Origin of the sequence: Streptococcus sp. 3109, assembly GCF_013276905.1 — a bacterium.
In the GTDB taxonomy this organism is placed as follows: Bacteria; Bacillota; Bacilli; order Lactobacillales; family Streptococcaceae; genus Streptococcus.
This window is the reverse complement of record NZ_VMLY01000007.1, coordinates 101997-126786: the sequence shown is the minus strand read 5'-3', so window position 1 is coordinate 126786 and position 24790 is coordinate 101997. Positions and strand designations below refer to the sequence as shown.

General features: G+C 41.6%; 31 protein-coding genes and 1 tRNA gene. 18 read left to right on the top strand and 14 right to left on the bottom strand.

From position 1 onward, the window contains the following. Nucleotides 1–7: 7 nt before the first annotated feature. The 4 genes from HT698_RS04930 to HT698_RS04915 all read right to left on the bottom strand — a co-directional run bounded on the left by HT698_RS04930 (nt 8) and on the right by HT698_RS04915 (nt 3363). Entirely contained in the window at nt 8–1012 is a 1005-nt protein-coding gene (locus tag HT698_RS04930; RefSeq protein WP_173219589.1) for an NADP-dependent oxidoreductase, read from the bottom strand. An 85-nt stretch (nt 1013–1097) separates the two neighbouring features. Further along, nucleotides 1098–1529, bottom strand: coding sequence for an Rrf2 family transcriptional regulator (locus HT698_RS04925; protein WP_173219586.1), 432 nt, complete (start codon nt 1527–1529; stop codon nt 1098–1100). 225 nt (nt 1530–1754) lie between these two features. After that, nucleotides 1755–1827: transfer RNA gene (locus HT698_RS04920), tRNA-Lys, on the bottom strand. 264 nt (nt 1828–2091) lie between these two features. Beyond that, on the bottom strand, nt 2092–3363 hold the full coding sequence (locus tag HT698_RS04915) for a replication-associated recombination protein A (protein WP_173219583.1): 1272 nt from the start codon (nt 3361–3363) through the stop codon (nt 2092–2094). A gap of 307 nt (nt 3364–3670) precedes the next feature. Between HT698_RS04915 and HT698_RS04910 the strand changes: the two genes are divergently transcribed. The 13 genes from HT698_RS04910 to HT698_RS04850 all read left to right on the top strand — a co-directional run bounded on the left by HT698_RS04910 (nt 3671) and on the right by HT698_RS04850 (nt 13285). Further along, complete coding sequence (locus HT698_RS04910; RefSeq protein WP_225904797.1) at nt 3671–3895, top strand: hypothetical protein; 225 nt, start codon at nt 3671–3673, stop codon at nt 3893–3895. Further along, nucleotides 3885–4133, top strand: a complete 249-nt coding sequence (locus tag HT698_RS04905) for a hypothetical protein (protein ID WP_173219539.1) — start codon at nt 3885–3887, stop codon at nt 4131–4133. The genes HT698_RS04910 and HT698_RS04905 overlap by 11 nt, the downstream gene beginning before the upstream one ends. A gap of 136 nt (nt 4134–4269) precedes the next feature. Next, entirely contained in the window at nt 4270–4449 is a 180-nt protein-coding gene (locus tag HT698_RS04900) for a type II toxin-antitoxin system HicA family toxin (protein WP_001132279.1), read from the top strand. A 36-nt stretch (nt 4450–4485) separates the two neighbouring features. Then, on the top strand, nt 4486–4938 hold the full coding sequence (locus HT698_RS04895; protein ID WP_173219580.1) for a type II toxin-antitoxin system HicB family antitoxin: 453 nt from the start codon (nt 4486–4488) through the stop codon (nt 4936–4938). Nucleotides 4939–5230: 292 nt separating this feature from the next. Beyond that, nucleotides 5231–5701: a DUF3013 family protein gene (locus HT698_RS04890; RefSeq protein ID WP_000257122.1), complete on the top strand. Its 471-nt coding sequence runs from the start codon at nt 5231–5233 to the stop codon at nt 5699–5701. A gap of 18 nt (nt 5702–5719) precedes the next feature. Then, nucleotides 5720–6787 carry a M50 family metallopeptidase gene (locus tag HT698_RS04885; RefSeq protein ID WP_173219577.1) on the top strand — a complete coding sequence of 356 codons (1068 nt, stop codon included), beginning with the start codon at nt 5720–5722 and terminating at the stop codon, nt 6785–6787. A gap of 1 nt (nt 6788) precedes the next feature. Continuing rightward, nucleotides 6789–7217 carry an NUDIX hydrolase gene (locus tag HT698_RS04880; RefSeq protein ID WP_173219574.1) on the top strand — a complete coding sequence of 143 codons (429 nt, stop codon included), beginning with the start codon at nt 6789–6791 and terminating at the stop codon, nt 7215–7217. Next, the gene (locus HT698_RS04875) at nt 7218–8114 is read left to right on the top strand and encodes a GIY-YIG nuclease family protein (RefSeq protein ID WP_173219571.1); all 897 of its coding nucleotides are present in this window, start codon (nt 7218–7220) and stop codon (nt 8112–8114) included. 13 nt (nt 8115–8127) lie between these two features. Further along, nucleotides 8128–9078 carry a 50S ribosomal protein L11 methyltransferase gene (gene prmA, locus HT698_RS04870; protein ID WP_173219568.1) on the top strand — a complete coding sequence of 317 codons (951 nt, stop codon included), beginning with the start codon at nt 8128–8130 and terminating at the stop codon, nt 9076–9078. Between the two features lies 1 nt (nt 9079). Then, nucleotides 9080–9823 carry a 16S rRNA (uracil(1498)-N(3))-methyltransferase gene (locus HT698_RS04865; RefSeq protein WP_173219565.1) on the top strand — a complete coding sequence of 248 codons (744 nt, stop codon included), beginning with the start codon at nt 9080–9082 and terminating at the stop codon, nt 9821–9823. A gap of 10 nt (nt 9824–9833) precedes the next feature. After that, nucleotides 9834–11630 carry an oligoendopeptidase F gene (gene pepF / locus HT698_RS04860; protein WP_173219562.1) on the top strand — a complete coding sequence of 599 codons (1797 nt, stop codon included), beginning with the start codon at nt 9834–9836 and terminating at the stop codon, nt 11628–11630. A gap of 19 nt (nt 11631–11649) precedes the next feature. Further along, the gene (locus HT698_RS04855) at nt 11650–12432 is read left to right on the top strand and encodes a deoxyribonuclease (protein ID WP_173219559.1); all 783 of its coding nucleotides are present in this window, start codon (nt 11650–11652) and stop codon (nt 12430–12432) included. A gap of 61 nt (nt 12433–12493) precedes the next feature. Further along, on the top strand, nt 12494–13285 hold the full coding sequence (locus HT698_RS04850) for a DUF2785 domain-containing protein (RefSeq protein ID WP_173219705.1): 792 nt from the start codon (nt 12494–12496) through the stop codon (nt 13283–13285). A 107-nt stretch (nt 13286–13392) separates the two neighbouring features. Here the strand turns inward: HT698_RS04850 and HT698_RS04845 are convergent, their stop codons facing one another. Beyond that, nucleotides 13393–14157 (bottom strand): (S)-acetoin forming diacetyl reductase, encoded by a 765-nt coding sequence (locus tag HT698_RS04845; protein WP_000048147.1) that lies wholly within the window; start codon nt 14155–14157, stop codon nt 13393–13395. Between the two features lie 255 nt (nt 14158–14412). Here HT698_RS04845 and HT698_RS04840 point away from each other — a divergent pair, with 255 nt between their 5' ends. Continuing rightward, nucleotides 14413–15081 (top strand): MIP/aquaporin family protein, encoded by a 669-nt coding sequence (locus tag HT698_RS04840; protein WP_173219557.1) that lies wholly within the window; start codon nt 14413–14415, stop codon nt 15079–15081. 217 nt (nt 15082–15298) lie between these two features. Here the strand turns inward: HT698_RS04840 and queF are convergent, their stop codons facing one another. The 9 genes from queF to sstT all read right to left on the bottom strand — a co-directional run bounded on the left by queF (nt 15299) and on the right by sstT (nt 21322). Next, complete coding sequence (gene queF / locus HT698_RS04835) at nt 15299–15790, bottom strand: preQ(1) synthase (protein ID WP_173219554.1); 492 nt, start codon at nt 15788–15790, stop codon at nt 15299–15301. A gap of 18 nt (nt 15791–15808) precedes the next feature. Next, on the bottom strand, nt 15809–16525 hold the full coding sequence (queE, locus tag HT698_RS04830) for a 7-carboxy-7-deazaguanine synthase QueE (RefSeq protein ID WP_173219551.1): 717 nt from the start codon (nt 16523–16525) through the stop codon (nt 15809–15811). Next, nucleotides 16518–16961, bottom strand: coding sequence for a 6-carboxytetrahydropterin synthase QueD (gene queD, locus HT698_RS04825; RefSeq protein ID WP_000464575.1), 444 nt, complete (start codon nt 16959–16961; stop codon nt 16518–16520). Before queD ends, queE begins: the two co-directional genes overlap by 8 nt. After that, nucleotides 16961–17614, bottom strand: coding sequence for a 7-cyano-7-deazaguanine synthase QueC (gene queC, locus HT698_RS04820; protein WP_173219548.1), 654 nt, complete (start codon nt 17612–17614; stop codon nt 16961–16963). Before queC ends, queD begins: the two co-directional genes overlap by 1 nt. A gap of 201 nt (nt 17615–17815) precedes the next feature. Continuing rightward, nucleotides 17816–18130 carry a thioredoxin gene (gene trxA, locus HT698_RS04815; RefSeq protein ID WP_001029579.1) on the bottom strand — a complete coding sequence of 105 codons (315 nt, stop codon included), beginning with the start codon at nt 18128–18130 and terminating at the stop codon, nt 17816–17818. A gap of 16 nt (nt 18131–18146) precedes the next feature. Then, nucleotides 18147–18368 (bottom strand): DUF4649 family protein, encoded by a 222-nt coding sequence (locus HT698_RS04810; protein ID WP_000570255.1) that lies wholly within the window; start codon nt 18366–18368, stop codon nt 18147–18149. Nucleotides 18369–18466: 98 nt separating this feature from the next. Continuing rightward, nucleotides 18467–18847, bottom strand: coding sequence for a MarR family transcriptional regulator (locus HT698_RS04805; RefSeq protein ID WP_173219545.1), 381 nt, complete (start codon nt 18845–18847; stop codon nt 18467–18469). A gap of 142 nt (nt 18848–18989) precedes the next feature. Continuing rightward, on the bottom strand, nt 18990–19943 hold the full coding sequence (locus HT698_RS04800) for an aromatic acid exporter family protein (RefSeq protein ID WP_173219542.1): 954 nt from the start codon (nt 19941–19943) through the stop codon (nt 18990–18992). Between the two features lie 173 nt (nt 19944–20116). Then, on the bottom strand, nt 20117–21322 hold the full coding sequence (gene sstT / locus HT698_RS04795) for a serine/threonine transporter SstT (RefSeq protein WP_173219949.1): 1206 nt from the start codon (nt 21320–21322) through the stop codon (nt 20117–20119). A 138-nt stretch (nt 21323–21460) separates the two neighbouring features. On the opposite strand from sstT, the gene HT698_RS04790 reads away from it, so the two are divergent. The 4 genes from HT698_RS04790 (at nt 21461) to yqeH (ending at nt 24645) form a co-directional block, all read left to right on the top strand. Next, the gene (locus tag HT698_RS04790) at nt 21461–22021 is read left to right on the top strand and encodes a mechanosensitive ion channel domain-containing protein (protein ID WP_001168881.1); all 561 of its coding nucleotides are present in this window, start codon (nt 21461–21463) and stop codon (nt 22019–22021) included. A gap of 64 nt (nt 22022–22085) precedes the next feature. Further along, nucleotides 22086–22991 (top strand): magnesium transporter CorA family protein, encoded by a 906-nt coding sequence (locus HT698_RS04785; RefSeq protein WP_173219947.1) that lies wholly within the window; start codon nt 22086–22088, stop codon nt 22989–22991. Between the two features lie 17 nt (nt 22992–23008). After that, a complete protein-coding gene (locus HT698_RS04780; RefSeq protein ID WP_173219944.1) occupies nt 23009–23536 on the top strand; it encodes a YqeG family HAD IIIA-type phosphatase in 528 nt (175 codons plus the stop codon). Between the two features lie 2 nt (nt 23537–23538). Further along, nucleotides 23539–24645: a ribosome biogenesis GTPase YqeH gene (gene yqeH, locus HT698_RS04775; protein ID WP_173219941.1), complete on the top strand. Its 1107-nt coding sequence runs from the start codon at nt 23539–23541 to the stop codon at nt 24643–24645. Nucleotides 24646–24790: the final 145 nt, after the last annotated feature.

The window sequence follows — 24790 nt, the reverse complement described above, 5'->3', positions numbered from 1 at the left end:
TTCCTTTTTATTTCTTAAAGCTGAGGACTGTTTTTCCACGTGAGTGACCATTAGCGACCTTGTCTAAGGCGCTATTTACCTCTTCAAATGGATAAATTGTATCGATAGAGGGTTTGATTTCTAATTTGCTAAAGAGGTCAGCTACCTCTTGTAATTGATCACCATTGCTTTTCACAAAGATAAAATGATAGTGGACACCATATTTTTCCGCCATTTTATCAAATTTGCGACCTGCTAAGCCAAGAATCATCTGTTTCCATTTTGGTAGATTCATGCGTTTGGCAAAGGCACCGTTTGGCATGGCACGAAGTGAAACAAGATGAGCACCTTTTTTCATGATAGACATTTGTTTTTCAGTTTCAGCTCCACCGAGAGTATCGAGGACATAATCAACCTGGCTAACAGTTTTTGTATAATCCTCTGTTTTGTAATCGATAAATCTATCTGCTCCTAGTTTCAACACACGCTCAGCGCTATCTCCAGAACCGTTGGTAATGACTTTCAATCCTTTGGCCTTGGCAATAGGAATGGCCATTCCACCGACACCTCCAGTACCACCAGAGATAAAGATCGTTTTCCCAGCTTGAGCGCCCATGAGGTCAAGAGCCTGCATAATGGTCAAGGCAGTAAGAGGAATAGCAGCGGCTTCCTCGTCTGATAGATAGTCTGGAACCTTGGCTAAGGCTTGACTATCGACAGCTAGGTATTCTGCAAAGGCACCGATATGATCAAGTGGCAGACGGCCAAAGACACGGTCTCCTAGCTGAAAGTTGTCAACTTGCTTGCCAATGCTTTCAACGATTCCAACCACTTCGTTACCTGCAGTTTGAGGAAGTTTGTAAGGAACAATCATCTTAACCTCACCACGAGAGATCATGTTATCGAGAGGATTAACACCGGCTGCGGTGACTTTCACCAAGACTTGTTTGTCTGTAATACTTGGTTTAGCGATTTCGGTGATGTTTAGTGTGATATTCTTTTTGTTATAAGTAGTATGTTGTGCGACTTTCATGTGTTTTCTCTTTTCTTTTTATTTTATATACCTGTATCTAATACAAGTACATTCTGTTTCCAGTAAAAACTGACTTGCTATCAAATCAGTTTCGGACTTGTTTGGCTTGTTTATATAGATTGTCAATGACATCTTCTAAAGTTTGATTTGCTAATTCCTTCTCTAATTGAGATTCGGCACTAGCGAAAAGCGGTGAGACTGCTCCTTGGATATGTTTTCCAACGGGACAATCGGGATTACTATTTTGATGAACAGGGAATAAACTAATGTGATTGATTTCTTGAGTAGCATAGTAGATCTCTAGTAAAGTCATTTTCTTTGGAGGCTTACTGAGCTGATAGCCCGTTTTTCCTTGCTGGGAATGAATCAAACCTGCATTTTTCAATAAGGCAATCACCTTTCGAATGTAACTAGCGTTAGTCCCAACACTAATAGCTAGTGCTTGAGAACTTAAGGTTTCCTTGCTTTCACTAATCATTGTTAAGATATGCAAAGCAACTGAGAATTTTGTATCCATCTGAACTCCTTTTTAATAAACATGTATCAGATACAAGAACAAGTATAACATAAATAAAAAGAAAAGCAAGACTTTTGTTTTAAATTTTAAAAAATTTTTTGAAGAGTGTCTTAAGATTAAAGATGTCTGGAAAGGGTGTTTACAAAATTATATCTTTAATATCCATTAGTAGAACAGATACACAAAAAAGCCTTGAATTTCAAGGTTTTTCCTGTTGTATTTAGATGCCCCCTACAGGGATCGAACCTGTGACCCACGGATTAAGAGTCCGCTGCTCTGCCAGCTGAGCTAAGGAGGCAAAGAAAAAAGCTGTATTGGTGCCGAAACTTCACGGTTTGTATTGAACCCGCGCAATTAAGCAGGTGGGCAACTCGCTCTAACTGAAGCTGTTTCCGTGTGAGACGGCCTACATGCTGTTAGAAGACTTTTGTTTCCCTAATAATACAAAAAATAGTCGGTCAACACTTAAGTGTGAAGTCGTACACCACAGCGTTTCTATGTTTATATGATACCACTTTTTCAAAAAAAATCAAGAGGAAAGTGCAATTTTTTGAAAAGGATTTCAGATTTTTCGCAAACGGTCGATGGCTTCCTTTCTTTGAGCCAAAGCCCGTTCATATTTACCAGTATCTTCTGCTTGGAAATAGTGATGATTGCGAATTTTTTCTGGCAGATAGTCTTGCTTGACCCAATTTCCAGGATAGTTGTGTGGATAGAGATAGTCTTGGGCATTCCCCAGTTCCTTGCTTCCACTGTAGTGCCCATCACGCAGGTGTCGCGGAATGGGCAAATGACCTGATGTTTTGAGGTCGGCAAGTGCCTTATCCATAGCTAGATAGGCTGAGTTGGATTTTGGAGAAAGGGCCAAATCAATGACGACATTGGCAATGAGAATGCGGGCTTCTGGGAAACCAATCCTTTGTGCAGCATCCAGAGCAGTGACGGTATGAATCTGGGCCTCAGGATTGGCTAAGCCGATATCTTCATAGGCGATAACAGTCAAGCGACGAGAGAGACTAGGCAAATCACCAGCCTCAATCAAGCGGGCAGCATAGTGGAGACTGGCATCCACATCGGAGCCACGGATAGACTTTTGCAGGGCTGAGAGAACATCATAGTGACTATCTCCATCCTTATCCATAGTGATGTAGCTTCGCTGTAGGCTATTTTCCATGATGTCGAGGGTGATATGGCGGATGCCCTCGTCATTTTCAGGGGTAGAGAGAACAGCCAAGTCCAGCGAGTTAAAGGCAGAACGCAGGTCTCCGTTTGTAGAGGTTGCGATGAAGTCCAGCGCATCCTCATCTAGTTCTACTGGAAAATCAAAACCACGTTCAGGGTTATTTAGAGCTATCTGTAGGGCCTCTTTGACGTCTTGGTTAGACAGAGGTTCCAACTCAAAAATTTGAACACGACTACGAATGGCAGGAGTGACAGAAAAGAAAGGATTTTCAGTCGTAGCGCCAATCATGATGACTAGTCCACTTTCCAAGAGTGGCAGGAGGAAGTCTTGTTTGGTCTTATCCAGTCGATGAATCTCGTCTAGTAATAGGACGAGACCACCAGAGAATTTAGCCTCTTCCGCAATTTCTTGCAGTCGCTTTTTACTATCAACTGTCGCATTGAAAGTTCGAAAGGCATACTTAGTAGTCCCAGCGATGGCTGAGGCAATACTGGTCTTGCCGATTCCCGGAGGTCCATATAGAATCATGGAGGACAGGCGGTTGGCTTCCACCATGCGGCGGATGATTTTTCCTTGTCCGACCAGATGTTCCTGACCGATGACCTGGTCGATGGTTTTAGGGCGCATGCGAAGCGCGAGATTGTCTGGCATAGCAGTCCTTTCTAACGTGGATTTTAGTGTCATATTTTTTGAGCAGTATAACTCACCAAATGTATCTTACTATGTCCATTCTAGCCTATTAGTTGTGATATTTCAATGTTTTTGTAATATTCAGGATGTGAGATAGAATCTTTTTGACTATTTAATTTAATGAGGAGAGGTATCAGCATGAGAGATTTGATTTTCCTTAAAACTCAAAATATGATAGTTGAGTCTAAAGAAGTGGAATTGCTGACTTGAGAAATAATATTGCTAAATGTTATTGCATGAACTATAATGAAAAGAGAGGTGATAAGCAATGGAAAGAATGGAATTACCAAGTCAGGAAATTTTGATTTTTACAAAACAAATTCGTCATTGGATTCTTAGTGATCAAGTTATCTCAGGAAAAAGACAATTTTTCTTCCGTGAAGATACTCCAAAAGAGATTTTAGATTTGTACGAAAACATTAAACCTAAACTTGATTTTGCTTACCAAGAAGTTCATTTTAATCATAATGGGTCGAAAAAATATGAAAAATAGAATAATTGATGTTTTTAAAGTAGTAAATCGTCTCCTTGTAATAATTGTTGAAAATCCTGATTTGAAAGACTTGAGAGTTAATCAGTTTGTAAAAATTGGAGATAAAAAGTATAGGGTACGCAGTGTTCCTATGATTCATTCAACTCCGCCTCAGTCTGTCTTAAATCGAGATACTTTAACAATTGACTATACAGATGATGAATTGCTTGATAAAGAAGCAGTATTTACTACTCATTAGAAAAATAGGTATGAATAAATTGGCTTCCCTTAGAACCACATCTAGGGGCTTTTATGTATAAGAGAATAATACGTATCCCTTCTTTACAATACGTGTAGCACGTGCTACAATAGTGTTGTCAGGAGGTAAAAGCGCTATGCCTATGACACAAAAAGAGATGGTCAAACTCCTTACGGCCCATGGTTGGATAAAAACCAAAGGTGGTAAAGGCTCCCATATTAAAATGGAGAAGCAAGGGGAAAGACCTATCACAATCCCTCATGGTGAGCTAAATAAGTACACTGAAAGAGGGATAAGAAAGCAAGCTGGGTTGTAAAATTCAGCCCCTGCTTTTTGATATGGAGGTAGTGAGATGTTAGTTACGTATCCAGCTTTATTTTATTATGACGATACAGACGGAGCAAAAGCGACTTATTTTGTCCATTTCCCGGATTTTGAATACTCAGCTACACAAGGAGAGGGGATTTCTGAGGCTTTGGCTATGGGTTCGGAGTGGTTAGGCATAACTGTTGCAGATTTGATAGAGAGTGATGGAGATTTGCCCCAGCCGTCAGATATCAATAGCTTGTCTTTAATTGATAACGATCCATTTAAAGATGATGAAGATTTCGTGTCAACCTATAACCTTGATAAATCTTTTATTTCTATGGTGTCTGTTGATGTATCAGAATACCTAGGAAGTCAGGAACCAATTAAAAAGACCTTGACCATACCAAGATGGGCAGATAAGTTGGGACGAGAAATGGGACTTAACTTTTCTCAGACTTTGACAGACGCTATTGCAGATAAGAAAATACAAGCATAAGATTAAGTGTGGTATCGTGGGAATGGTCAATAAAAAAGCACATCTAATTGTGCTAGTTACTTGTCCATTGATTTTATAGATTTCTTAGCCCTTTCGAGGGCTTTTTTGTGTTGAGTTTTTAGAAAAAATAAGGAAATCAACCGTTTAAGAAAATCACTGATACCAAGGGTTTAAATGAGGTAATATGGTATAATTAGGACATAAAATAATTTTGTGGTAATATGGTAGTATCTATTTTAGCATATTTCCGAGCAATCGGGGCGATTTAAGAGTCGCATAGAAAGAGGACAAAATGGCAACATACGGATTTTTAGATGTTTTAGAGGAAGAGTTGGAGAAGAACTTTCCTTTTGACTTTGAGATTAGTTGGGACAAGCGTAACCACGCGGTTGAAGTGAGTTTTCTATTGGAAGCGCAAAATGCTGCAGGTGTGGAGATGGTGGATGAAGATGGAGAGGTTTCATCAGATGACATTCTCTTTGAAGAAGCAGTGCTTTTTTACAATCCTGCCAAATCAACAGTCAATGAGGAAGACTATTTGACTGTCATCCCTTACCTACCTAAAAAAGGATTTTCTCGCGAATTTTTAGCTTATTTTGCGCTATTCCTTAAAGATACTGCCGAGGTTGGACTAGATGCCCTCATGGACTTTTTGGAAGACCCAGAAGCAGAAGAATTCGTCATGGAATGGAATCAAGAAGTCTTTGAAGAAGGAAAAGTTGGATTGGAAGAGGGAGAGTTTTATCCTTATCCGAGATACTAGGAGTTGGTTGGAGATTTTATGAAGAAAATTGGGATTTATTTGGTTTATGTGCTAGCTGTTGTCTTTATTATGCTGGCTTGTGCTTGTGGAACAATCGCATTTGCAGAGTTGGGGTATTCCACAGTTTTAGTCTTTACTTTTGGTTATGCCTTCGCTCTTCTAAGTATATATTTAATCTTTATTCTTCATGAGCTGGGACATGCTTTTTGTGGCTACTTGACAGGCTATCGGCTGGTGGCTTTTGGGTTAGGACATTTTATTTTGACCAAAAAGTCAGGCAGGTTTCATCTTAGTAGAACAGCCATTCTGAAAAATGTTGGTGCTCAATACATTGGTTTAAAAGAGGATGAAAGTGATCAAAGAATCATCCTGATGCTTTCAGGAGGCTTGATGGTTCATCTCAGCTTGATATTATTGGCGATAGTGTTTGGGTTTTTGACAAGAAGCTGGTATTTTGCAGGGACTTGGATTTTTCTTAATTTGTCTTTCTTCCTAAATAACATTTTGCCAGTCGGCATCACCGATGGCGCAAAAATTTGGGAATTGCTACAACACCCTGCAAATACGAAATACGCCTACTTGATGTTGAGGCATTCTGCCCAGACCTTGCTAGCTCCTCAAGAATATGATTTAAAAGACTTTATCATGCCTGTTGATGAGGAGGCGAGAGGGAGTTTTGCAGAAAGTGTTCAGACTCTTCAGGGCTTGGTATTCATATTGGATGATAATATAGAGCTTGCAAAGCAACAGTTGCAGTCTGTGCTAGAGAAAACAGATAATCCAATGTCTAAAACTATTTCTCAATTATACCTTCTTCAAATTGCTCTGATGGAAGGAGATAATAAGAAAGCGGAAGAATATGCAAGTATTCGAGGAGTCAAATCCTTTTTATCTCTAAAAACAGCAGATATGCAGGTCATTCAAGCTTGGTATCAATTTAAGGTAAAGAAAGATGTAGTTCAAACTCACAAGGCTATGAAGATTGCTAGACAGAAAATGAATAGCAGTCGGATGTTACGGGATGAGAAAAGCTATTATCAAAACTGGTTAGCTGAGCTGGAAAAGGAATTAACCGAAGGAGTCTAATATGGAAATAGAAATTTCTGATTTCACAGGCTGTAAGATTGCTTTGTTTTGCGGAGATAAGCTTCTGACTATCTTACGAGATGATAGGGCAAACATTCCCTGGGCTAATATATGGGAACTACCCGGTGGTGGACGAGAGGGGGATGAAAGTCCTTTTGAGTGCGTGGCGCGTGAAGTTTATGAAGAACTGGGAATTCATCTGACTGAGGATTGTCTGCTTTGGAGTAAGGTTTATCCAAGTATGCTTTTTGCGGATAAACAATCTGTATTTCTAGTCGGTCTGTTGACACAGGCCCAGTTTGACAGTATCGTATTTGGAGATGAAGGGCAGGGCTATCAGCTGATGACTACTGAGGAATTTCTTAATTCCAGTCAAGTTGTGCCTCAGTTGCAGAATAGGGTGAGGGATTATTTGGAAGAAGTTCGATAAATGGCAAAGCTTAGCAAAAATATTAATATGTTTCTCATGGATGGTGAAGTAACTGGAAAAATCAAATGTACTTTGTCAAATTGGACGGGAGTGATTTACAAAATACCTCGTATTCAATTGGGAGATTTAAAGTCGCGTGATGAAATGAAACAAAGTGGTATTTATTTCTTATTTGGTCGAGATGAAGATAAACAGAAAGATGTGACCTATATTGGTCAGGCGACAACTCGAAAAAATGGTGAAGGGGTATTGTTGCGAATTCAAGAGCATACCCGCGATACTCATGCAGATTATTTTAATGATGTCATCATTCTAACAACTCAAAATAATTCTTTTGGTCCAACAGAAATTAGCTATTTGGAAAATAAATTTACTCAACTTGCTAAAGAAGCTGGTCGCTATATTGTGAAAAATGGTAATGATCCAAATCCTGATAATGTGACTGAGGAAAAGGAATCTGAACTGGATGAAATTGTTGAAAATACGCTAATGATTATTGGAACTCTAGGTTATCGTGTTTTTGTTCCAATGACAAAGGAAGTTAGTCAAGATTTGACTGATAATCATTCAACTTATCTTTATTTAAAGCGTAAAACTAAGAAATCTAACAAAGTAATAGAAGCAACTTGTGAACGGACAACTGAAGGTTTTGTTGTTTTAGAAGGAAGTCAAGTAGAAATAAAGGATTCTCCATACCTTCCAGCAAGTTTAAAAGAAATGCGTCAGAATTTAATAGCTTCTCGGGTCATTCAAGATGGAGTGTTAAAAGAAAAACAACTTTTTTCTAGCCCTTCTTATGCAGCGGCTTTTTTGCTGGGTATGCAAACGAACGGTCGAACTGATTGGAAAGATCAGGATGGAAGAACTTTAAAAGAATTAGAAGAATTAATAGATTGATAAGGAAAAATTTATGGAAACATGGCAAGAGTTAAAAGTTACAGTTAAGCGTGAGGGAGAGGAATTGGTTTCCAATCTCTTGATTGAGCTGGGGGCGCAAGGAGTTGCGATTGAAGACAGCATGGACTATGTGGGGAATGTGGATCGTTTTGGCGAGATTTTCCCAGAGGTTGAGCAGCAAGAAGAAATCGTAGTGACAGCCTACTATCCTGATACAGTTGATGTGGCAGTGGTTGAGACAGACTTGCAGGCTCGCCTAGCAGAATTAACAGATTTTATGGATTTGGGTGAGATCAAGATGGGGACGACTGCCTTGGCTGAGGAAGACTGGGCAGACAACTGGAAGAAATATTATGAACCAGCTCGTATTACTTATGATTTGACCATTGTGCCGTCTTGGACAGACTATGAGGCGACTGCTGGAGAAAAGATTATCAAGCTGGATCCTGGTATGGCCTTTGGAACAGGAACCCACCCAACTACCAAGATGAGCCTTTTTGCTTTGGAACAGGTTCTTCGTGGTGGGGAAACAGTGCTAGATGTGGGGACTGGATCAGGCGTCCTCTCTATTGCTAGCTCGCTACTTGGTGCTAAGGAAATTTTCGCCTATGACCTAGATGATGTGGCAGTTCGTGTTGCTCAGGAAAATATTGAACTCAACCCTGGTATGGAAAACATCCATGTAGCAGCAGGAGACTTGCTTAAGGGAGTTGAGATTGAGGCAGATGTGATTGTAGCTAATATCTTGGCGGATATCCTCATTCATCTGACGGATGATGCTTATCGTTTGATCAAGGATGAAGGCTACCTCATCATGAGTGGGATTATCAAGGACAAGTGGGACATGGTGCGCGAGTCGGCTGAGTCAGCTGGATTTTTCCTCGAAACTCACATGGTTCAAGGGGAATGGAATGCCTGTGTCTTTAAGAAAACCAAGGATATTTCCGGTGTGATTGGAGGCTAGCATGCAGCAGTATTTTGTCAGGGGCAGTGCGATCTCTCCTGTCACCATCGAGGACAAGGAAACCGGCAAGCATATGTTTCAGGTTATGCGCTTGAAAGAAGATGATGAGGTGACCTTAGTCTTTGATGATGGTATCAAGCATTTGGCGCGTGTGCTGGATGTGGAAGCTTGTCAGTTTGAATTGGTAGAAGAACTAGCTGACAATGTGGAACTGCCCGTTCAAGTGACCATTGCATCTGGATTTCCCAAGGGGGACAAGCTAGAGTTTATCACTCAAAAAGTAACCGAGCTCGGAGCCAGCAAAATCTGGGCCTTTCCTGCAGATTGGTCCGTTGCTAAGTGGGATGGCAAGAAATTGGGTAAAAAGGTTGAAAAACTAGAAAAAATCGCCCTTGGAGCAGCAGAACAAAGCAAGCGTAATATGGTTCCAAGTATTCAGCTTTTTGAGAAGAAAGCAGATTTTCTAGCCCAACTTGACCAGTTTGACCGCGTCGTAGTGGCTTATGAAGAGTCGGCTAAAGAAGGAGAAGCCGCTGCGCTCTTACAAGCGGTCTCTGGTCTTGAAAAAGGAGCCAAATTGCTCTTTATCTTTGGTCCAGAAGGTGGTCTGTCACCTACAGAAATTGAGAGTTTTGAAGCTAAGGGAGCAGTCTTGGCAGGACTTGGTCCTCGCATTCTAAGAGCAGAAACAGCACCGCTTTACGCCTTATCAGCCCTTAGTGTTTTATTAGAATTAGAGAAATAAGAGGAAGAAAATGGAACAAAAACACCGTTCAGAATTTCCAGAGAAGGAACTCTGGGACTTAACAGCCCTATACCAAGACCGCGAGGATTTCTTGCGTGCAATCGAGAAAGCTCGTGAAGACATCAACCAATTTAGCCGTGACTATAAGGGGAATCTTCATACTTTTGAGGATTTTGAAAAGGCCTTTGCGGAATTGGAGCAAATCTACATTCAGATGAGCCATATTGGCAACTATGGATTTATGCCTCAGACGACAGATTATAGCAATGACGAATTTGCCAACATTGCTCAAGCTGGGATGGAATTTGAAACAGATGCCAGCGTAGCCTTGACCTTTTTTGACGATGCCTTGGTGGAAGCTGATGAGGAAGTCTTGGACCGTTTGGGTAAATTGCCACATTTAACGGCTGCCATTCGTCAGGCCAAAATCAAAAAAGCCCACTATCTAGGAGCTGATGTGGAGAAGGCCTTGACCAATCTGGGTGAAGTTTTCTATAGTCCACAGGACATTTATACTAAGATGCGAGCTGGGGATTTCGAAATGGCTGACTTTGAAGCCCATGGCAAGACCTACAAAAATAGCTTTGTTACCTATGAGAACTTCTACCAAAACCATGAGAACGCTGAGGTTCGTGAGAAATCCTTTCGTTCCTTTTCAGAAGGACTGCGTAAGCACCAAAATACGGCTGCAGCAGCCTATTTAGCCCAAGTCAAGTCTGAAAAACTCTTGGCAGATATGAAGGGATACGACTCTGTCTTTGATTATCTTCTGGCTGAGCAAGAAGTGGACCGTGCCATGTTTGACCGTCAGATTGACCTCATCATGAAGGATTTTGCACCCGTTGCTCAGAGATACCTCAAGCATGTTGCCAAGGTAAATGGTCTTGAAAAGATGACCTTTGCAGACTGGAAATTGGACTTGGACAGCGTCCTGAATCCTCAAGTGACTATTGACGATGCCTATGATTTGGTCATGAAGTCGGTAGAACCTTTGGGGCAAGAATATTGTCAGGAAGTTGCTCGTTATCAAGAAGAGCGCTGGGTGGACTTTGCTGCCAATAGTGGCAAGGATTCTGGTGGCTATGCAGCGGACCCATATCGCGTTCATCCATATGTCCTCATGAGCTGGACAGGCCGTTTGAGCGATGTCTATACCTTGATTCATGAAATCGGGCATTCTGGTCAATTCATCTTTTCAGATAATCATCAAAGCTACTTTAATGCCCACATGTCGACCTACTATGTTGAAGCGCCGTCAACCTTCAATGAATTGCTCCTCAGTGACTACTTGGAGCACCAGTCTGACGACTCTCGTCAAAAACGTTTTGCCCTTGCTCACCGCTTGACAGACACCTACTTCCATAATTTTATTACCCACCTCTTGGAAGCAGCCTTCCAGCGTAAGGTGTATACATTGATTGAAGAAGGGAAGACCTTTGGAGCAAGTAAGCTCAACAGCATTATGAAGGAAGTTTTGACGGATTTCTGGGGAGATGCCATTGAAATCGACGATGATGCAGCTTTGATTTGGATGCGCCAAGCTCATTATTACATGGGCTTGTATAGTTACACTTACTCAGCAGGACTAGTCATCTCGACTGCAGGTTACCTCCATCTTAAAAACTCAGAAACTGGAGCTGAGGACTGGCTCAATCTCCTCAAATCAGGTGGTAGCAAGACACCGCTTGAGTCAGCCATGATTATCGGAGCCGATATTTCAACAGACAAACCACTCCGTGATACCATTCAATTCTTGTCAGACACGGTTGACCAGATTATCGCCTACAGTGCCCAGTTGGGAGAGTAAAGGAATTTAGGATAACGATATGAACAGAATTAAAAAATGGCTGGAGCAGGATTCACAAAGAATACGTTTTATCAAAATTGGTCTAGTTTTATTGGGAATCATTTTATTGATTGCTTTGCCTACTCTCTATCTAGTTTTGAGTGGAGTTGGTATTTGGTATTTTGTAAAGAAAGCACCAGATATTCGAAAAAGAAATTTAATGATAGGGCTTTTCATTGTTAGTTTTGTTGCAGTTGTTCTTCAAACCCCAACAGTCACAAAGAAAACTTCATCTTCTCAGTCAGAAACTAAGCAGACTATGACATCTACTGCTTCTACATCTTCAACGGCGGATACTTCATCTAGCATAGAGGAGGCGAAACGAATTGAAGATGAGAAAAAAGCTAAAGAAAAAGCAGAAGAAGAGAGAATTGCCAAAGAAAAGGCCGCAAATGAGTTGCAAGAAAAAGGTGAAGACTTAGTCAAACAATTGGAAGAAAGTCAAGATCCGAGTCAAGTGAAGTCTGCCAAAGAAACAGTTAATCAGATTGAAAATAACGATAAAAAGGCAGAATTGCTCGACAGGATAGGTGCAGTTGAGTCATTAATTTCTCAAAAAGAAGAAGAGAAAAGAAATGCACGTGAAGCTGAAACTAAAGCCCAACAGCAAGATAGAATTGTCTATGTTGCAAACCATGGAAAATCAAAAGTTTATTGGTATAGTAAGGATAGAATGCCTTCAAAAACTATTAAATCTAATGTTGTCGAGATGACAGAGGCCGATGCAATTGCTGCAGGAAAAACTCTATCTAAAAAAGAATAAGATAGAAAGTTATCTTGGGCTGGCCTTTTGAACAGTTGCTAGAAATGTAGAGGTATTGACCATGTATCAAGAGTTACTTAGAAAAATAGCAGAAGAAAAACTAAGTTATCATGATGAAGAAATCCAATGGTTGCTTGATCACTTGGGAGATTCTTCTCCAGAAATTCGTGATGACCTTGTTTTTACAAGCTTTGCTAGAGGGATTCAGGAAGAACTATTTACACAGGAACAATTTCACTTCATTGCTGATGTGGTCTCAGCTGATGGAGGACTAGACAAAGAGATTGATAAGGTAGGCTTGTCAACCCTTGAACGTTCTTTTAGGGCGCTTATTTATGCAAATCTCTTGTCTGCAGATGCCAACCAGCAATCGATTTTCTATCAGAGATTAAAATCAGAAATTCGTAATGTCCTTTTAAATCAAGGTTTGTATTATCTTTCAAAAGAAAAGGATACAACAGGTTTTTCAAGTCAGTATGGTTGGGTTCACACTTTTGCACATGGAGCCGATTTACTGACAGAGGTGGTTTGTCATCCAGACTTTCCTAAAAACAGAGTTCATGAAGTATTTGACATACTTGGTCCATTATTTAAAAGAATTCCCATTCGTTTTACAGATGATGAAGATTGGCGTTTAGCAAGAGTGATCTATGAACCTATTTTACAAGGGAAGTTGGAGCAAGAGAAAGTAGCTTCTTGGATAAAAACTGTTGATTTTCCGATAGAAGAAAGGGAGGATTTTTACAAATTTTCCAACTTCAGATCCTGTCTGTTGGAAGTCTATGTCCAACTTGACCAGAGAAATAGTTTACAAGATGACTTGAAAGAAGCTATCCAGTCTTTTCAATGCTAGGGATAAGCTAATAGTACTTATTGAAAGAGTTTCTATTGTATCCTCCTAACTAATAATGAAAACTAACAAAAGAGGTTGAATCATTTTCCAACCTCTTTTTGTGTATCTTAATGGAATTGCATACCACCATCAACGATAATGGTTTGTCCTGTAATGTAGTTTGAATCTGGTCCTGCAAGGAAGCTGACGGCAGCAGCCACATCTTCTGGTTCAGATAGACGTTTTAGAGTAATATCTTTTGCAAATGTCTGCATACCCCATTCGTCATCTTTTCCTGCATTTTTACCAACTTCATGAGCGATGTCGTACATCATTGGTGTTTTCACAATACCTGGTGCGTAGGCGTTAACAGTGATGCCTGAGTCTGCTAAATCACGTGCTAATGTTTGCGTAATTCCGCGAACAGCAAATTTGGTTCCACCATAAACAGTTAGATTTGGATTACCGACTACACCAGCTTGAGAGGTTGCGTTGATAATTTTACCTCCGTGGCCAAGTGCTTTAAATTGTGCTTGTGCAGCTTGTGAACCCCAAATGACACCACCAACGTTGATACCGAAAGTGCGTGTAAATTGTTCCTCAGTAATTGTATCAAGAGGAGTAGTGGGAGCAACACCAGCGTTATTTACGACAACATTCAAATCGCCAAAATGGTCAACAACCTTTTGAAATGCTTGTGCAACTTCTGCCTGTTTCGAAACATCGGCCACGACAGCAAAGGCATTTTCAGCTGATAATTCGGCAACAGCTTTTTCAGCTGTTTCGGGATTGTAGTCTAAGACTCCTACCTTAAAGCCATCTTGAACCAATCGTTTTGCGATTGCAAAACCGATTCCTTGACCTGCACCTGTGACAATAGCAACTTTAGACATATGATTCCTCCTTGGTATCCACGATACCATTTAAACGTTCATAAAAGAACAGCAAAGTTGTAAAAATTAGTTCAAATTAGGGACTGAATAACTAATTAGAACTATATTGACATTATATAACTTTAGAAAAAATGTTTCAAATAAATGCTACCGTTTTTATAGAATTCTATCCTGAAAATTTCCAATCAATTTTCTTGAAACCTTTTCCCTCTTTTGATAGACTAGTATCTAGTTTTTGAAAAAAGGAGAAAGAGAATGAAAAAATTTGTCGCTGAGTTAATCGGTACGTTCATGCTTGTGTTCGTTGGGACAGGGGCTGTTGTTTTTGGAAATGGTCTTGATGGCCTTGGTCACCTTGGAATCGCCTTTGCCTTTGGTTTGGCAATCGTGGTGGCAGCCTACTCAATCGGAACTGTTTCAGGTGCTCACTTGAACCCGGCTGTTTCGATTGCTATGTTTGTTAACAAACGTTTGTCATCAAAAGACCTTGTCAACTACATCCTTGGTCAGGTTGTTGGAGCTTTTATTGCTTCTGGCGCTGTCTTCTTCCTCTTGGCTAACTCAGGTATGTCAACTGCTAGTCTTGGTGAAAATGCCTTGGCAAACGGTGTCACTGTCTTTGGTGGGTTCTTGTTTGAAGTCATTGCAACCTTCTTGTTTGTTTTGGTTATCATGACTGTTACTTCAGAAAGCAAGGGAAATGGCGCGATTGCTGGTTTGGTAATTGGTTTGTCCTTGATGGCGATGATTCTTGTGGGGTTGAACATTACTGGACTTTCAGTAAACCCAGCTCGTAGCTTGGCACCAGCTGTCTTGGTAGGTGGTGCAGCCCTTCAACAAGTATGGATTTTCATCCTTGCACCAATCGCTGGTGGAGTTCTTGCAGCCCTCGTTGCAAAAAACTTCCTTGGAACAGAAGAATAATTGAAAAACAAAAAGCCTTGCTCCTCATCTAGAGGAACAGGGCTTTTTCGTATGATACTCTTCGAAAATCTCTTCAAACCACGTCAGCTTCCATCTGCAACCTCAAAACCATGTTTTGAGCTGACTTCGTCAGTCTTATCTACAACCTCAAAGCAGTGATTTGAGCAACTTGCGGCTAGCTTCCTAGTTTGATTTTTGATTTTCATTGAGTATGAGTTTAACGATTGTCAATTTTCTCTGGATAAAGGTCGTGTTGGAAGAGGCGTTGTTCTGCCAAGCCTTCATACTTAGTTCCTAGCTTACCGTAGTTGTAGTAGGGGTCTATTGAAATGCCGCCGCGTGGAGTGAATTTTCCCCAAACCTCCAAATAGCGAGGGTCTAGCAAGTTGACCAAGTCTTTCCCGATGGTGTTGATACAGTTTTCGTGGAAATCTCCGTGGTTTCGGTAGCTAAAGAGGTAGAGTTTGAGGGATTTTGACTCGACACAGAGCTTATCAGGGATGTAGGAAATATAAATAGTTGCAAAGTCTGGCTGAGCGGTAATAGGGCAAAGTGAGGTAAATTCAGGACAGTTGAATTTAATAAAATAGTCATTCTCCACATGACGATTGTCAAAAGATTCGAGGACATCTGGTTGATAGTCAAAGATATAGTTGGTTTCTTTGTTGCCCAGTAGGCTTAGGTTTTTCATTTCTTCTTGTTGTGACATGATTTTTTCTTTCTAATCTTAAACACCACGTTGATTATCGTAGAGGAGGGTATGCAGTTGAGGAAGGACGCGGACATTGCCCCAGCTGTCGTCAGCAGCGATGCGTTCCCAGAGTTCTTTGAGGCGGTCCAGTTGGTCTTGGATAATATTGCCTGTGGCCTTGGGCTCAGGATTTCCAGCCGATAAAAAGAGAACATCTGGTTGGTAGCGTTCTTGTATGCCTCTGGCAAAGGCCAAATCTGCATCGTCAAAGACAGGAATTTTAAAGGTGACCTTGGCTGGATCCAGTTGGGAAACGATAAAGTCCAAGGTCTCAAAGTTGACTTCCATCTTGGATGAAGGAGGTTTGGGACTCAGGGTGACTTGGTCAATATCTTTTAACCAATTTTGCCAGCGAGAGCCTTGAGTCTCGACAGCAAGGGTGACACCGCGTTCCTTGAGCTTGGTGACGAGTTCAGCCATGTTGGCTGCTAGGATAGCAGGATTTCCCCCAGATAGGGTTACATAGTCGTAGCTCCCCAATTTATCCAACTCAGCAATGACCTCGTCAGCTGTCATACGAGTCGGTTTTTCAGAGCCATCCCATGTAAAGGCAGAATCGCACCAGTCGCAGTGGTAGTCGCAACCAGCAGTGCGGACAAACATGGTTTTCTGCCCGATAGCACGACCTTCACCTTGAAAAGTTGGGCCAAAAATTTCCAGAACTGGTAGTTTGAGGACACGTTCCCTAGTCATCTAACCACTCCCGTCTAAACTCCGCAAAGGCAGTCGGAGTCTCATAGAGGCGAACGTATTCCAAACGGAGACCGCGCTCGTCTGGCAACTCTTGACTCATGGTTTGGAAAATCCAGTAAACCATATTTTCAGCAGTCGTGTTCATATAGGGAAGAGTTTCATTGAGATAGCGATGGTCCAGGTGGGGCTCTAAGTAGTTCTTGTAGATCGCTTTGATGTCTCCGAAATCGTAGGTCATGCCACGTTCATCTAAAAATCCACTGACAGCAATCTGCAAATGATAGGTGTGGCCGTGCAGGGACTTACATTTTCCCTCATAGTGAAAGAGGTGGTGGGCAGCATCGAAGGTAAACTCTTTTGATACCAAGGTTCTGTGAGGATTGTAGACCAGAGACTCCCCAGTTTCCTGTTTGATTTCTTTGGGTGCAAAAAACATTAGTCCTTTCCTTTCTGTGAGAGATAAACATCTAGACCATGTTGACGTAGGTGGCAGGCTGGGCAATCTCCACAGCCACTCCCTATAATTCCGTTGTAGCAGGTTAAGGTCTTTTCACGAACATAGTCAAAGGCACCGAGTTTGTCAGCTAATTCCCAAGTTTCAGCCTTGTCCAGCCACATGAGAGGTGTTTGGATAACAAAGTCGTAATCCATGGCAAGGTTGAGGGTGACATTGAGGGATTTGACAAAGGCATCCCGACAGTCAGGGTAGCCTGAGAAGTCTGTCTCGCAGACACCTGTCACGATGTCTTTAATGCCCCGTTGCTTGGCAAGAACTGCCGCAAAAGATAGAAAGAGGTGGTTGCGACCGTCAACAAAGGTATTGGGAACCTCTCCCTCTTTTTGCTCAATTTCCAGATCAGAAGTCAAGGCATTTTCAGTGATTTGTCCCAGCAGAGACATATCTAGGATATGATGACGGATCCCCTGTTCCTTAGCGATTTCTTGGGCAACTTGAATTTCGAAATGGTGACGTTGACCGTAGGCAAAGGTAACGGTTTCGACCGTTTCATAGTGTTCTTTAGCCCAAAAGAGGCAGGTTGTAGAATCTTGACCGCCACTAAAGACGACCAAGGCTGATTGACGTTTCATAGTACTCCTTCCAAAATGGGAAATGTTCAGAGCACGCAAAAAGCTCCCATGAGGGAGCTAAAAAATACCAAGTCAAGGTTTTTTTTAGCGATGGCGTGTCCCAAACATCGTAATATTCTATCTACAGTCTAGCATATTTTTTGAAAAATGGCAAAGGGCAAGAAAAAAGAGACCAAAGAAAGTACTTGGTCTCTAGTGCGATTAGCTCAATTCAGCAACGATGGCCTTGATTTGGTCTGCTGTGTGAACACCAGCAACTTGTTTGACAACTTGGCCGTCTTTTTTGAAGAGAAGAGTTGGGATAGACATGATTCCAAAAGCACGAGCTGTGTTTGGATTTTCATCAACGTCCATTTTAACGATTTTCAAAACATCTTCTGAAAGTTCTTCAGACAATTTGTCCAAGATTGGCCCTTGCATACGACATGGACCACACCAAGTTGCCCAGAAGTCTACCAAGACCAAACCGTCTTTTGTTTCTTGTTCGAATGTTGCATCTGTAATTGCTTTTGCCATTGTATTTCTCCTTTTTTTAGTTATATTGGCTTAAATCTTGTTTCTTGAGATAGAAGAAGATATCTCCATAAGTCCCATGGTAGTCCAAATCATGACCGTTATAGGTTAATTTTTGGACAGGGTAGTAGTCTGCGACGCCGATAAGGCAAGCTTGTTGCGAACGATCAAAGTCTTCATAAGACTCGAAAGTCACAGTTCTTTCGTTCTTGCTGGCATCTAAATAGGTGATTTCAATCATGTTTAAAACTCCTTTGTTTGATGATGACTTTATTTTACTCCTTGTAAAAGAGAATGTCAAGAAAAATGATTGCGCACGCAACTTTTTCTAAAATCATCTTAAATCAAGAAATCCAAACCAGTTTCCAAGCTTGCTTCGACAGCCTTTTGTAGAGAGGTCAGTGTCTTTTGCCCATCACTTGTCAGGCAGATAAAACTAGAGCGTCGATCTTGATGGCAACACATGCGACTGAGTAGACCGCAATTTTTGGCTTCCAAGCGAGCCACCATCCGAGAAACAGCGCTTGGGCTCAGATGAAGCTTATCTGGCAGGTCAATCTGGCGTAGAGATTTTTCTTGAGCCAAGTCCAGATAGTAGAGCAGGTAGAACTCTTTCAAGGTCAGGCTTTGCTCGCTCTGCTGGGCAATTGTCTCTTCCAAGAGACTTTCAATTTCTTTCTGACGACGATTGAAGTCAAACCATTTTTCCAAATAGGTCATAGTATATCCTTTCTTTTTAGAGTTGTAAATAGAAGAAAGTCCATTCACGGACAGTCTCTGCATCACAAGATGATTGTGCATGCAATAATTATACTACTTTTCAAAAGAGCTAGCAAGTTCTGTTTTTTAGTGGTTTTCTTTTTTACTGTCCATATTTTTGGTAAAAATCAACTTTTACTTGGATGAAGGTTTTGGCTTCACGTAGGAGTTGAAGAAGGGTGGCACGGGTTTCAAATTCGTCTCTTGTCTTGGGCAGACTGCGGTTCCGGAAGACTTCCAGATAGCGTTCAATTTCATCTAGCAAATCAGAAGCAGGATTGGTCTGGCTTAGTTGACTAGCAATTTTTGAAAAGAGTTGGGCCAAAATCAGGCTTTCACTGGCAGCTAGGTGACAGGTGTTGATTTGGTGGGCCATATTTCGCAGGATACGACTTTGTCGCTGTCTCATCTCAAAGTAGTGGATATGGTAGTCGGTTTGGTGAAAGAGGTGGTCAGAGTGATCCAAATAGACCAGTCTGAGGGCTTCTTCTAAAAGTGTGTCTAATTCCTCTACCAACTGTGCTCGGTTGCGTCCATCCCCTCTGGATAAATAATATTTGAAACGCTGGAGGATATCTTTTAACTTTTCTTCCACCAGCGTGTGGTAGTGCTGGATTTCCTCTTCTCGTGAAGGCATGTAGAGATTGACCAGTAAGGCAAATCCTGTACCGATAGCAAAGAGAAGGAATTCATTGACTAGAAGGTCTGGAGAGGTTGATTTTTGCACCAAGAGATGGCTAACCAAAACGCTACTTGGTGTGATGCCAAATTCCCACCCCATCTTGTAGGCTAGAGGCACATAGAGGGCTAGATAGAGGCCAAGGCTCCAGATATGAAATCCGCTCAAGTGAAAAGCTAGAACACCGATAGCCAGAGCTAGGAGCATGGAAAAGAGTCGATTGCGAGCCAGTTTTAAGGTAGTTCTACGCGTATCAGATAGGCTCAAGAGAGCGATAATTCCAGCCGAAACTGCTGAGGAAAGATTGAGAAAATAAGCAAGCAGACAGGCAAGGCAGGTAGCTAAGATGAGCTTGGTCGTACGTTGGCTAATAGACATAAAAATTTCCTGATAATACTCAATGAAAATCAAAGAGCAAACTAGGAAGCTAGCCGTAGGCAGTACTTGAGTACGGCAAGGCGAAGCTGACGTGGTTTGAATTTGATTTTCGAAGAGTATAAGTTAGAATAAAAGAACAAAAGACAAAACCTGAGCAGGCTTGCCTTTATGAGTTATTTTTTACGGGCTGCTGCGTATTCGGCAACGGCGGTAAAGAGGACATCTGTAGAAGAGTTAAGGGCTGTTTCACATGAGTCTTGGATGACCCCAATCACAAAACCAACTCCGACAACTTGCATGGCAATATCGTTAGAAATACCGAAAAGGCTACAAGCAACTGGGATAAGAAGGAGGGAACCTCCAGCAATACCAGAAGCACCACAGGCTGAGATAGCTGCTACCACACTGAGGACAAAGGCTGTGGCAAAGTCAACAGGAATTCCAAGAGTATTAACTGCAGCAAGGGTTAAAACGTTAATAGTAATCGCTGCCCCTGCCATGTTGATAGTAGAACCAAGTGGGATAGAAACAGAATAGGTATCTGGGTTGAGTCCAAGGTCGTGGCAAAGTTTCATGTTGACAGGGATGTTGGCAGCAGAACTACGAGTAAAGAAGGCTGTCACACCGCTGACACGGAGGCAGTTCCAAACTAGAGGGTAAGGATTGCGTCTCATAAAGAAGAATGCAATCAAAGGGTTGACCACAAGGGCGACAAAAAGCATAGTCGTTACTAATAGAACCAATAAAATACCGTAGTTGGCAAGGCTTCCGATTCCCTTATCAGAAATAGTTTTGAAGACAAGGCCAAGGATTCCAAATGGAGCCAGGTTGATGATCCATTCGACAATTTTAGAAGTCACGTCAGCGATAGTTTTTAGTAATTCTTTACTATTTTTGCTGGCCTCTCTCATAGCAATCCCGAAAACAACTGCCCAAGATAGGATACCGATGTAGTTGGCAGTAATGAGGGCATTGACTGGATTGTCAACCAGTTTGAGCAAGAGGTTGCTGAGGACCTGCCCAATCCCATCTGGTGGTGCAATTTCAGTATTGGCACTATTTAGGGTAATTTCAATAGGGACGATGAAACTAGCTACAACAGCTACAAGAGCAGCAGCAAAAGTCCCTAGGATATACAAGAAAATAACAGTTTTCATATTGCTATCTTGCCCCTTTTGATGTTGGGAAAGGGCATTGGCAACGAGGGCAAAGACTAGGATAGGAGCAACAGCTTTTAGACCTCCGACGAATAAATCCCCGAGTAGCCCAATTCCTGAGAGATTAGGAAGGGTCAGTCCTAGGATTCCCCCACAAAGCATACCAATCAAGATACGCTTGACAAGGCTTGCCTTGTTCCAAGCATGAATGATTCTTTTCATAATAATCTCCTTTTTGTGTAGTGATTATGATTATAGTATAAATGATAGACAAAATCAAGAATTTTCTGTCTATTTTTTGAATATTTATGGAGAATGAGACTGATGAAAATATGGTATAATGAAATAAAGGAGTTTTATATGCAAAAATTTATTCAAGCTTATATTGAGAAGCTAGATGTGACAACCATTATCGAGAATATTCTAACCAAGATCATTTCTCTTTTACTGCTTTTGATTGTATTTTATATTGCTAAAAAAATGCTTCATACTATGGTGCAGAGAATTGTCAAACCTTCTCTAAAAATGTCTCATCATGATGTCGGGCGCCAAAAGACTATTGCGCGTTTACTAGAAAATGTGTTTAATTATACGCTATATTTCTTTTTACTCTACTGCATTTTGTCGATTTTAGGCTTACCTGTATCTAGTTTGTTGGCTGGAGCTGGGATTGCTGGGGTGGCGATTGGGATGGGAGCCCAAGGTTTTCTGTCTGATGTCATCAATGGCTTTTTCATCCTTTTTGAACGTCAACTGGATGTGGGAGATGAGGTCGTTCTGACAAATGGTCCTATTACTGTATCGGGCAAGGTCGTCAGCGTGGGAATTCGTACGACCCAGCTTCGTAGCGAGGAGCAAGCTCTTCACTTTGTTCCTAACCGAAATATCACAGTTGTTAGCAATTTCTCACGCACAGACTAGACCTGTTATTTTAAGTAATTTGTGGTACAATAGAAAGAGTTTAATATTTAATAAAGGAGAAAAGATGGTTTTAGAAAAGCAGTTGGGCAATGGTTGTACCTGGATAGACCTTGATGTGGATAAGATTAAAAATATGGAAGATCTTTCTGACATCTATGGATTGGACAAGGAAACCATTGAGTATGCTCTGGATAGAAATGAACGAGCTCACATGGATTATCACCGTGAAAATGGGACTGTGACCTTTATCTACAATGTCTTGAACTTGAAAAAGGACAAGGAATACTACGAAGCCTTTCCCATGACCTTTATCGTGGAACATCATCGCCTGATTACCATTAGTAATACCAAGAACGCCTATGTCATTGAACAGATGACCCGTTATCTGGAGAGTCATGACACGCTTTCGATTTACAAGTTTCTCTTTGCCAGTCTGGAAATCATCAGCAATGCCTACTATCCTGTCATTGAGCAGATGGACAAGAGTAAGGACGAGGTTAATGGCCTCTTGCGCCAGCGGACGACTAAGAAAAACCTTTTTGCCCTTTCCGACTTGGAGACCGGTATGGTTTATCTTACGGCGGCTGCCAAGCAAAATCGCATGTTGCTGGAACATATTCAAGGGCATGCCCTCTATCGCAGTTTTAACGAGATTGAGAGAGAACAGTTTGATGATGCCATGATTGAGGCTCATCAGCTGGTATCCATGACAGACTTGATTTCTCAAGTCCTTCAACAACTATCAGCATCTTACAACAACATTCTAAACAATAATCTGAATGATAATTTGACAACCTTGACTATCATTTCAGTCTTGCTAGCTGTTTTGGCAGTCGTGACAGGCTTTTTCGGAATGAATGTTCCTCTACCATTTACAGAAGAGCCAAATGCTTGGATTTATATCTTAATGGCTAGCTTGATTTTATGGGCAGCCTTATCTCAATGGATGAAGAAAATTACTAGAAATTAAAAAGAAAAGGAGCCAGAATGGCGATTGAAAACTACATGCCAGATTTTGCTGTGGAAGCAGTTTATGATCTGACAGTTCCAAGCCTGCAGGCGCAGGGAATCAAGGCTGTTTTGGTCGATTTGGACAATACCCTCATTGCTTGGAACAACCCTGATGGGACGCCAGAGATGAAACAATGGCTACATGACCTTCGGGACGCGGGCATTCGCATTATCGTGGTATCAAATAACACCAAAAAACGCGTCCAACGAGCAGTTGAGAAGTTTGGGATTGATTATGTTTATTGGGCTCTGAAGCCCTTCACATTTGGAATTGACCGTGCCATGAAGGAATTTCACTATGAGAAAAGTGAAGTGGTCATGGTTGGCGACCAGCTCATGACAGATATACGAGCAGCCCACCGTGCAGGCATTTGCTCGATTTTAGTCAAACCCTTGGTCCAACATGACTCGATCAAAACGCAGATTAACCGAGCTCGTGAGCGCCGTGTGATGCGAAAAATCACTGAAAAGTACGGACAGATTACATATAAAAAAGGAATTTAACTATGGAAGAAATTCTCTGTATTGGTTGTGGAGCAACCATTCAGACGACAGATAAGGTTGGTCTTGGATTTACCCCCCAGTCGGCACTTGAAAAAGGTTTGGAGACAGGTGAAGTCTATTGCCAACGTTGTTTCCGTCTCCGCCACTACAATGAAATCACGGATGTCCAGTTGACAGACGATGATTTCCTCAAGCTCTTACACGAGGTGGGAGACAGTGATGCCTTAGTGGTTAATGTCATTGATATCTTTGATTTTAATGGCTCTGTCATCCCAGGCTTGCCACGTTTTGTATCAGGCAATGATGTCCTCTTGGTCGGAAATAAAAAAGATATCCTACCTAAGTCAGTTAAACCGGGCAAGATTAGCCAGTGGCTCATGGAGCGTGCCCACGAAGAAGGACTTCGTCCAGTCGATGTTGTCCTAACTTCAGCACAAAACAAACATGCCATTAAGGAAGTCATTGACAAAATCGAGCATTACCGTAAGGGCCGCGATGTTTATGTTGTTGGGGTAACAAATGTTGGAAAATCAACTCTTATCAATGCTATTATCCAAGAAATCACGGGTGACCAGAATGTCATTACGACTTCACGCTTCCCGGGGACAACTTTGGACAAAATCGAGATTCCGCTTGATGATGGTTCTTATATCTACGATACACCGGGAATCATCCACCGTCACCAAATGGCTCATTACTTGACGGCTAAAAACCTCAAGTATGTCAGCCCCAAAAAGGAAATCAAGCCTAAAACCTATCAGCTCAATCCTGAACAAACCCTGTTTTTAGGCGGTCTAGGACGCTTTGACTTCATTGCGGGTGAAAAGCAAGGATTCACAGCCTTCTTTGATAATGAACTCAAACTACACCGTACCAAACTAGAAGGCGCTAGTGCTTTCTATGACAAGCACGTCGGAACCCTTCTGACACCACCAAATAGCAAGGAAAAAGAAGATTTTCCAAAATTAGTTCAACATGTCTTTAATATCAAGGAAAAGACAGACCTAGTCATCTCAGGCCTAGGCTGGATCCGCGTAACAGGCACCGCCAAAGTCGCCGTCTGGGGACCAGAAGGCGTTGCCGTCGTCACACGAAAAGCCATTATTTAAACCAAAATCGCTGAGCGAACAAAGTGAGCTCATATAGCGATAGTTATTGCCGTGGTGTGATTGCCAATCTGTAGATTGGCAAGGGGCACAATTGAGACCAAGGCTCAATTGTGAGGTCAGGAAATCCATTTTTCAAAGATGGGAT

Excerpts from the sequence above, each read along its gene's own strand:
- HT698_RS04900 (WP_001132279.1), top strand. The coding sequence starts at position 4,270 with ATGCCTATGACACAAAAAGAGATGGTCAAACTCCTTACGGCCCATGGT.
- HT698_RS04915 (WP_173219583.1), bottom strand. The coding sequence starts at position 3,363 with ATGCCAGACAATCTCGCGCTTCGCATGCGCCCTAAAACCATCGACCAG.
- queC (WP_173219548.1), bottom strand. The coding sequence starts at position 17,614 with ATGAAACGTCAATCAGCCTTGGTCGTCTTTAGTGGCGGTCAAGATTCT.
- trxA (WP_001029579.1), bottom strand. The coding sequence starts at position 18,130 with ATGGCAAAAGCAATTACAGATGCAACATTCGAACAAGAAACAAAAGAC.
- HT698_RS04895 (WP_173219580.1), top strand. The coding sequence starts at position 4,486 with ATGTTAGTTACGTATCCAGCTTTATTTTATTATGACGATACAGACGGA.
- HT698_RS04925 (WP_173219586.1), bottom strand. The coding sequence starts at position 1,529 with ATGGATACAAAATTCTCAGTTGCTTTGCATATCTTAACAATGATTAGT.
- HT698_RS04930 (WP_173219589.1), bottom strand. The coding sequence starts at position 1,012 with ATGAAAGTCGCACAACATACTACTTATAACAAAAAGAATATCACACTA.
- HT698_RS04785 (WP_173219947.1), top strand. The coding sequence starts at position 22,086 with ATGGTTTTAGAAAAGCAGTTGGGCAATGGTTGTACCTGGATAGACCTT.
- prmA (WP_173219568.1), top strand. The coding sequence starts at position 8,128 with ATGGAAACATGGCAAGAGTTAAAAGTTACAGTTAAGCGTGAGGGAGAG.
- HT698_RS04910 (WP_225904797.1), top strand. The coding sequence starts at position 3,671 with ATGGAAAGAATGGAATTACCAAGTCAGGAAATTTTGATTTTTACAAAA.
- HT698_RS04800 (WP_173219542.1), bottom strand. The coding sequence starts at position 19,943 with ATGTCTATTAGCCAACGTACGACCAAGCTCATCTTAGCTACCTGCCTT.
- HT698_RS04850 (WP_173219705.1), top strand. The coding sequence starts at position 12,494 with ATGTATCAAGAGTTACTTAGAAAAATAGCAGAAGAAAAACTAAGTTAT.
- HT698_RS04845 (WP_000048147.1), bottom strand. The coding sequence starts at position 14,157 with ATGTCTAAAGTTGCTATTGTCACAGGTGCAGGTCAAGGAATCGGTTTT.
- HT698_RS04885 (WP_173219577.1), top strand. The coding sequence starts at position 5,720 with ATGAAGAAAATTGGGATTTATTTGGTTTATGTGCTAGCTGTTGTCTTT.
- HT698_RS04890 (WP_000257122.1), top strand. The coding sequence starts at position 5,231 with ATGGCAACATACGGATTTTTAGATGTTTTAGAGGAAGAGTTGGAGAAG.
- yqeH (WP_173219941.1), top strand. The coding sequence starts at position 23,539 with ATGGAAGAAATTCTCTGTATTGGTTGTGGAGCAACCATTCAGACGACA.
- HT698_RS04840 (WP_173219557.1), top strand. The coding sequence starts at position 14,413 with ATGAAAAAATTTGTCGCTGAGTTAATCGGTACGTTCATGCTTGTGTTC.
- HT698_RS04810 (WP_000570255.1), bottom strand. The coding sequence starts at position 18,368 with ATGATTGAAATCACCTATTTAGATGCCAGCAAGAACGAAAGAACTGTG.
- pepF (WP_173219562.1), top strand. The coding sequence starts at position 9,834 with ATGGAACAAAAACACCGTTCAGAATTTCCAGAGAAGGAACTCTGGGAC.
- queD (WP_000464575.1), bottom strand. The coding sequence starts at position 16,961 with ATGTTTTTTGCACCCAAAGAAATCAAACAGGAAACTGGGGAGTCTCTG.
- HT698_RS04780 (WP_173219944.1), top strand. The coding sequence starts at position 23,009 with ATGGCGATTGAAAACTACATGCCAGATTTTGCTGTGGAAGCAGTTTAT.
- HT698_RS04905 (WP_173219539.1), top strand. The coding sequence starts at position 3,885 with ATGAAAAATAGAATAATTGATGTTTTTAAAGTAGTAAATCGTCTCCTT.
- sstT (WP_173219949.1), bottom strand. The coding sequence starts at position 21,322 with ATGAAAAGAATCATTCATGCTTGGAACAAGGCAAGCCTTGTCAAGCGT.
- HT698_RS04865 (WP_173219565.1), top strand. The coding sequence starts at position 9,080 with ATGCAGCAGTATTTTGTCAGGGGCAGTGCGATCTCTCCTGTCACCATC.
- HT698_RS04880 (WP_173219574.1), top strand. The coding sequence starts at position 6,789 with ATGGAAATAGAAATTTCTGATTTCACAGGCTGTAAGATTGCTTTGTTT.
- queF (WP_173219554.1), bottom strand. The coding sequence starts at position 15,790 with ATGTCACAACAAGAAGAAATGAAAAACCTAAGCCTACTGGGCAACAAA.
- HT698_RS04855 (WP_173219559.1), top strand. The coding sequence starts at position 11,650 with ATGAACAGAATTAAAAAATGGCTGGAGCAGGATTCACAAAGAATACGT.
- HT698_RS04875 (WP_173219571.1), top strand. The coding sequence starts at position 7,218 with ATGGCAAAGCTTAGCAAAAATATTAATATGTTTCTCATGGATGGTGAA.
- HT698_RS04805 (WP_173219545.1), bottom strand. The coding sequence starts at position 18,847 with ATGACCTATTTGGAAAAATGGTTTGACTTCAATCGTCGTCAGAAAGAA.
- HT698_RS04790 (WP_001168881.1), top strand. The coding sequence starts at position 21,461 with ATGCAAAAATTTATTCAAGCTTATATTGAGAAGCTAGATGTGACAACC.
- queE (WP_173219551.1), bottom strand. The coding sequence starts at position 16,525 with ATGACTAGGGAACGTGTCCTCAAACTACCAGTTCTGGAAATTTTTGGC.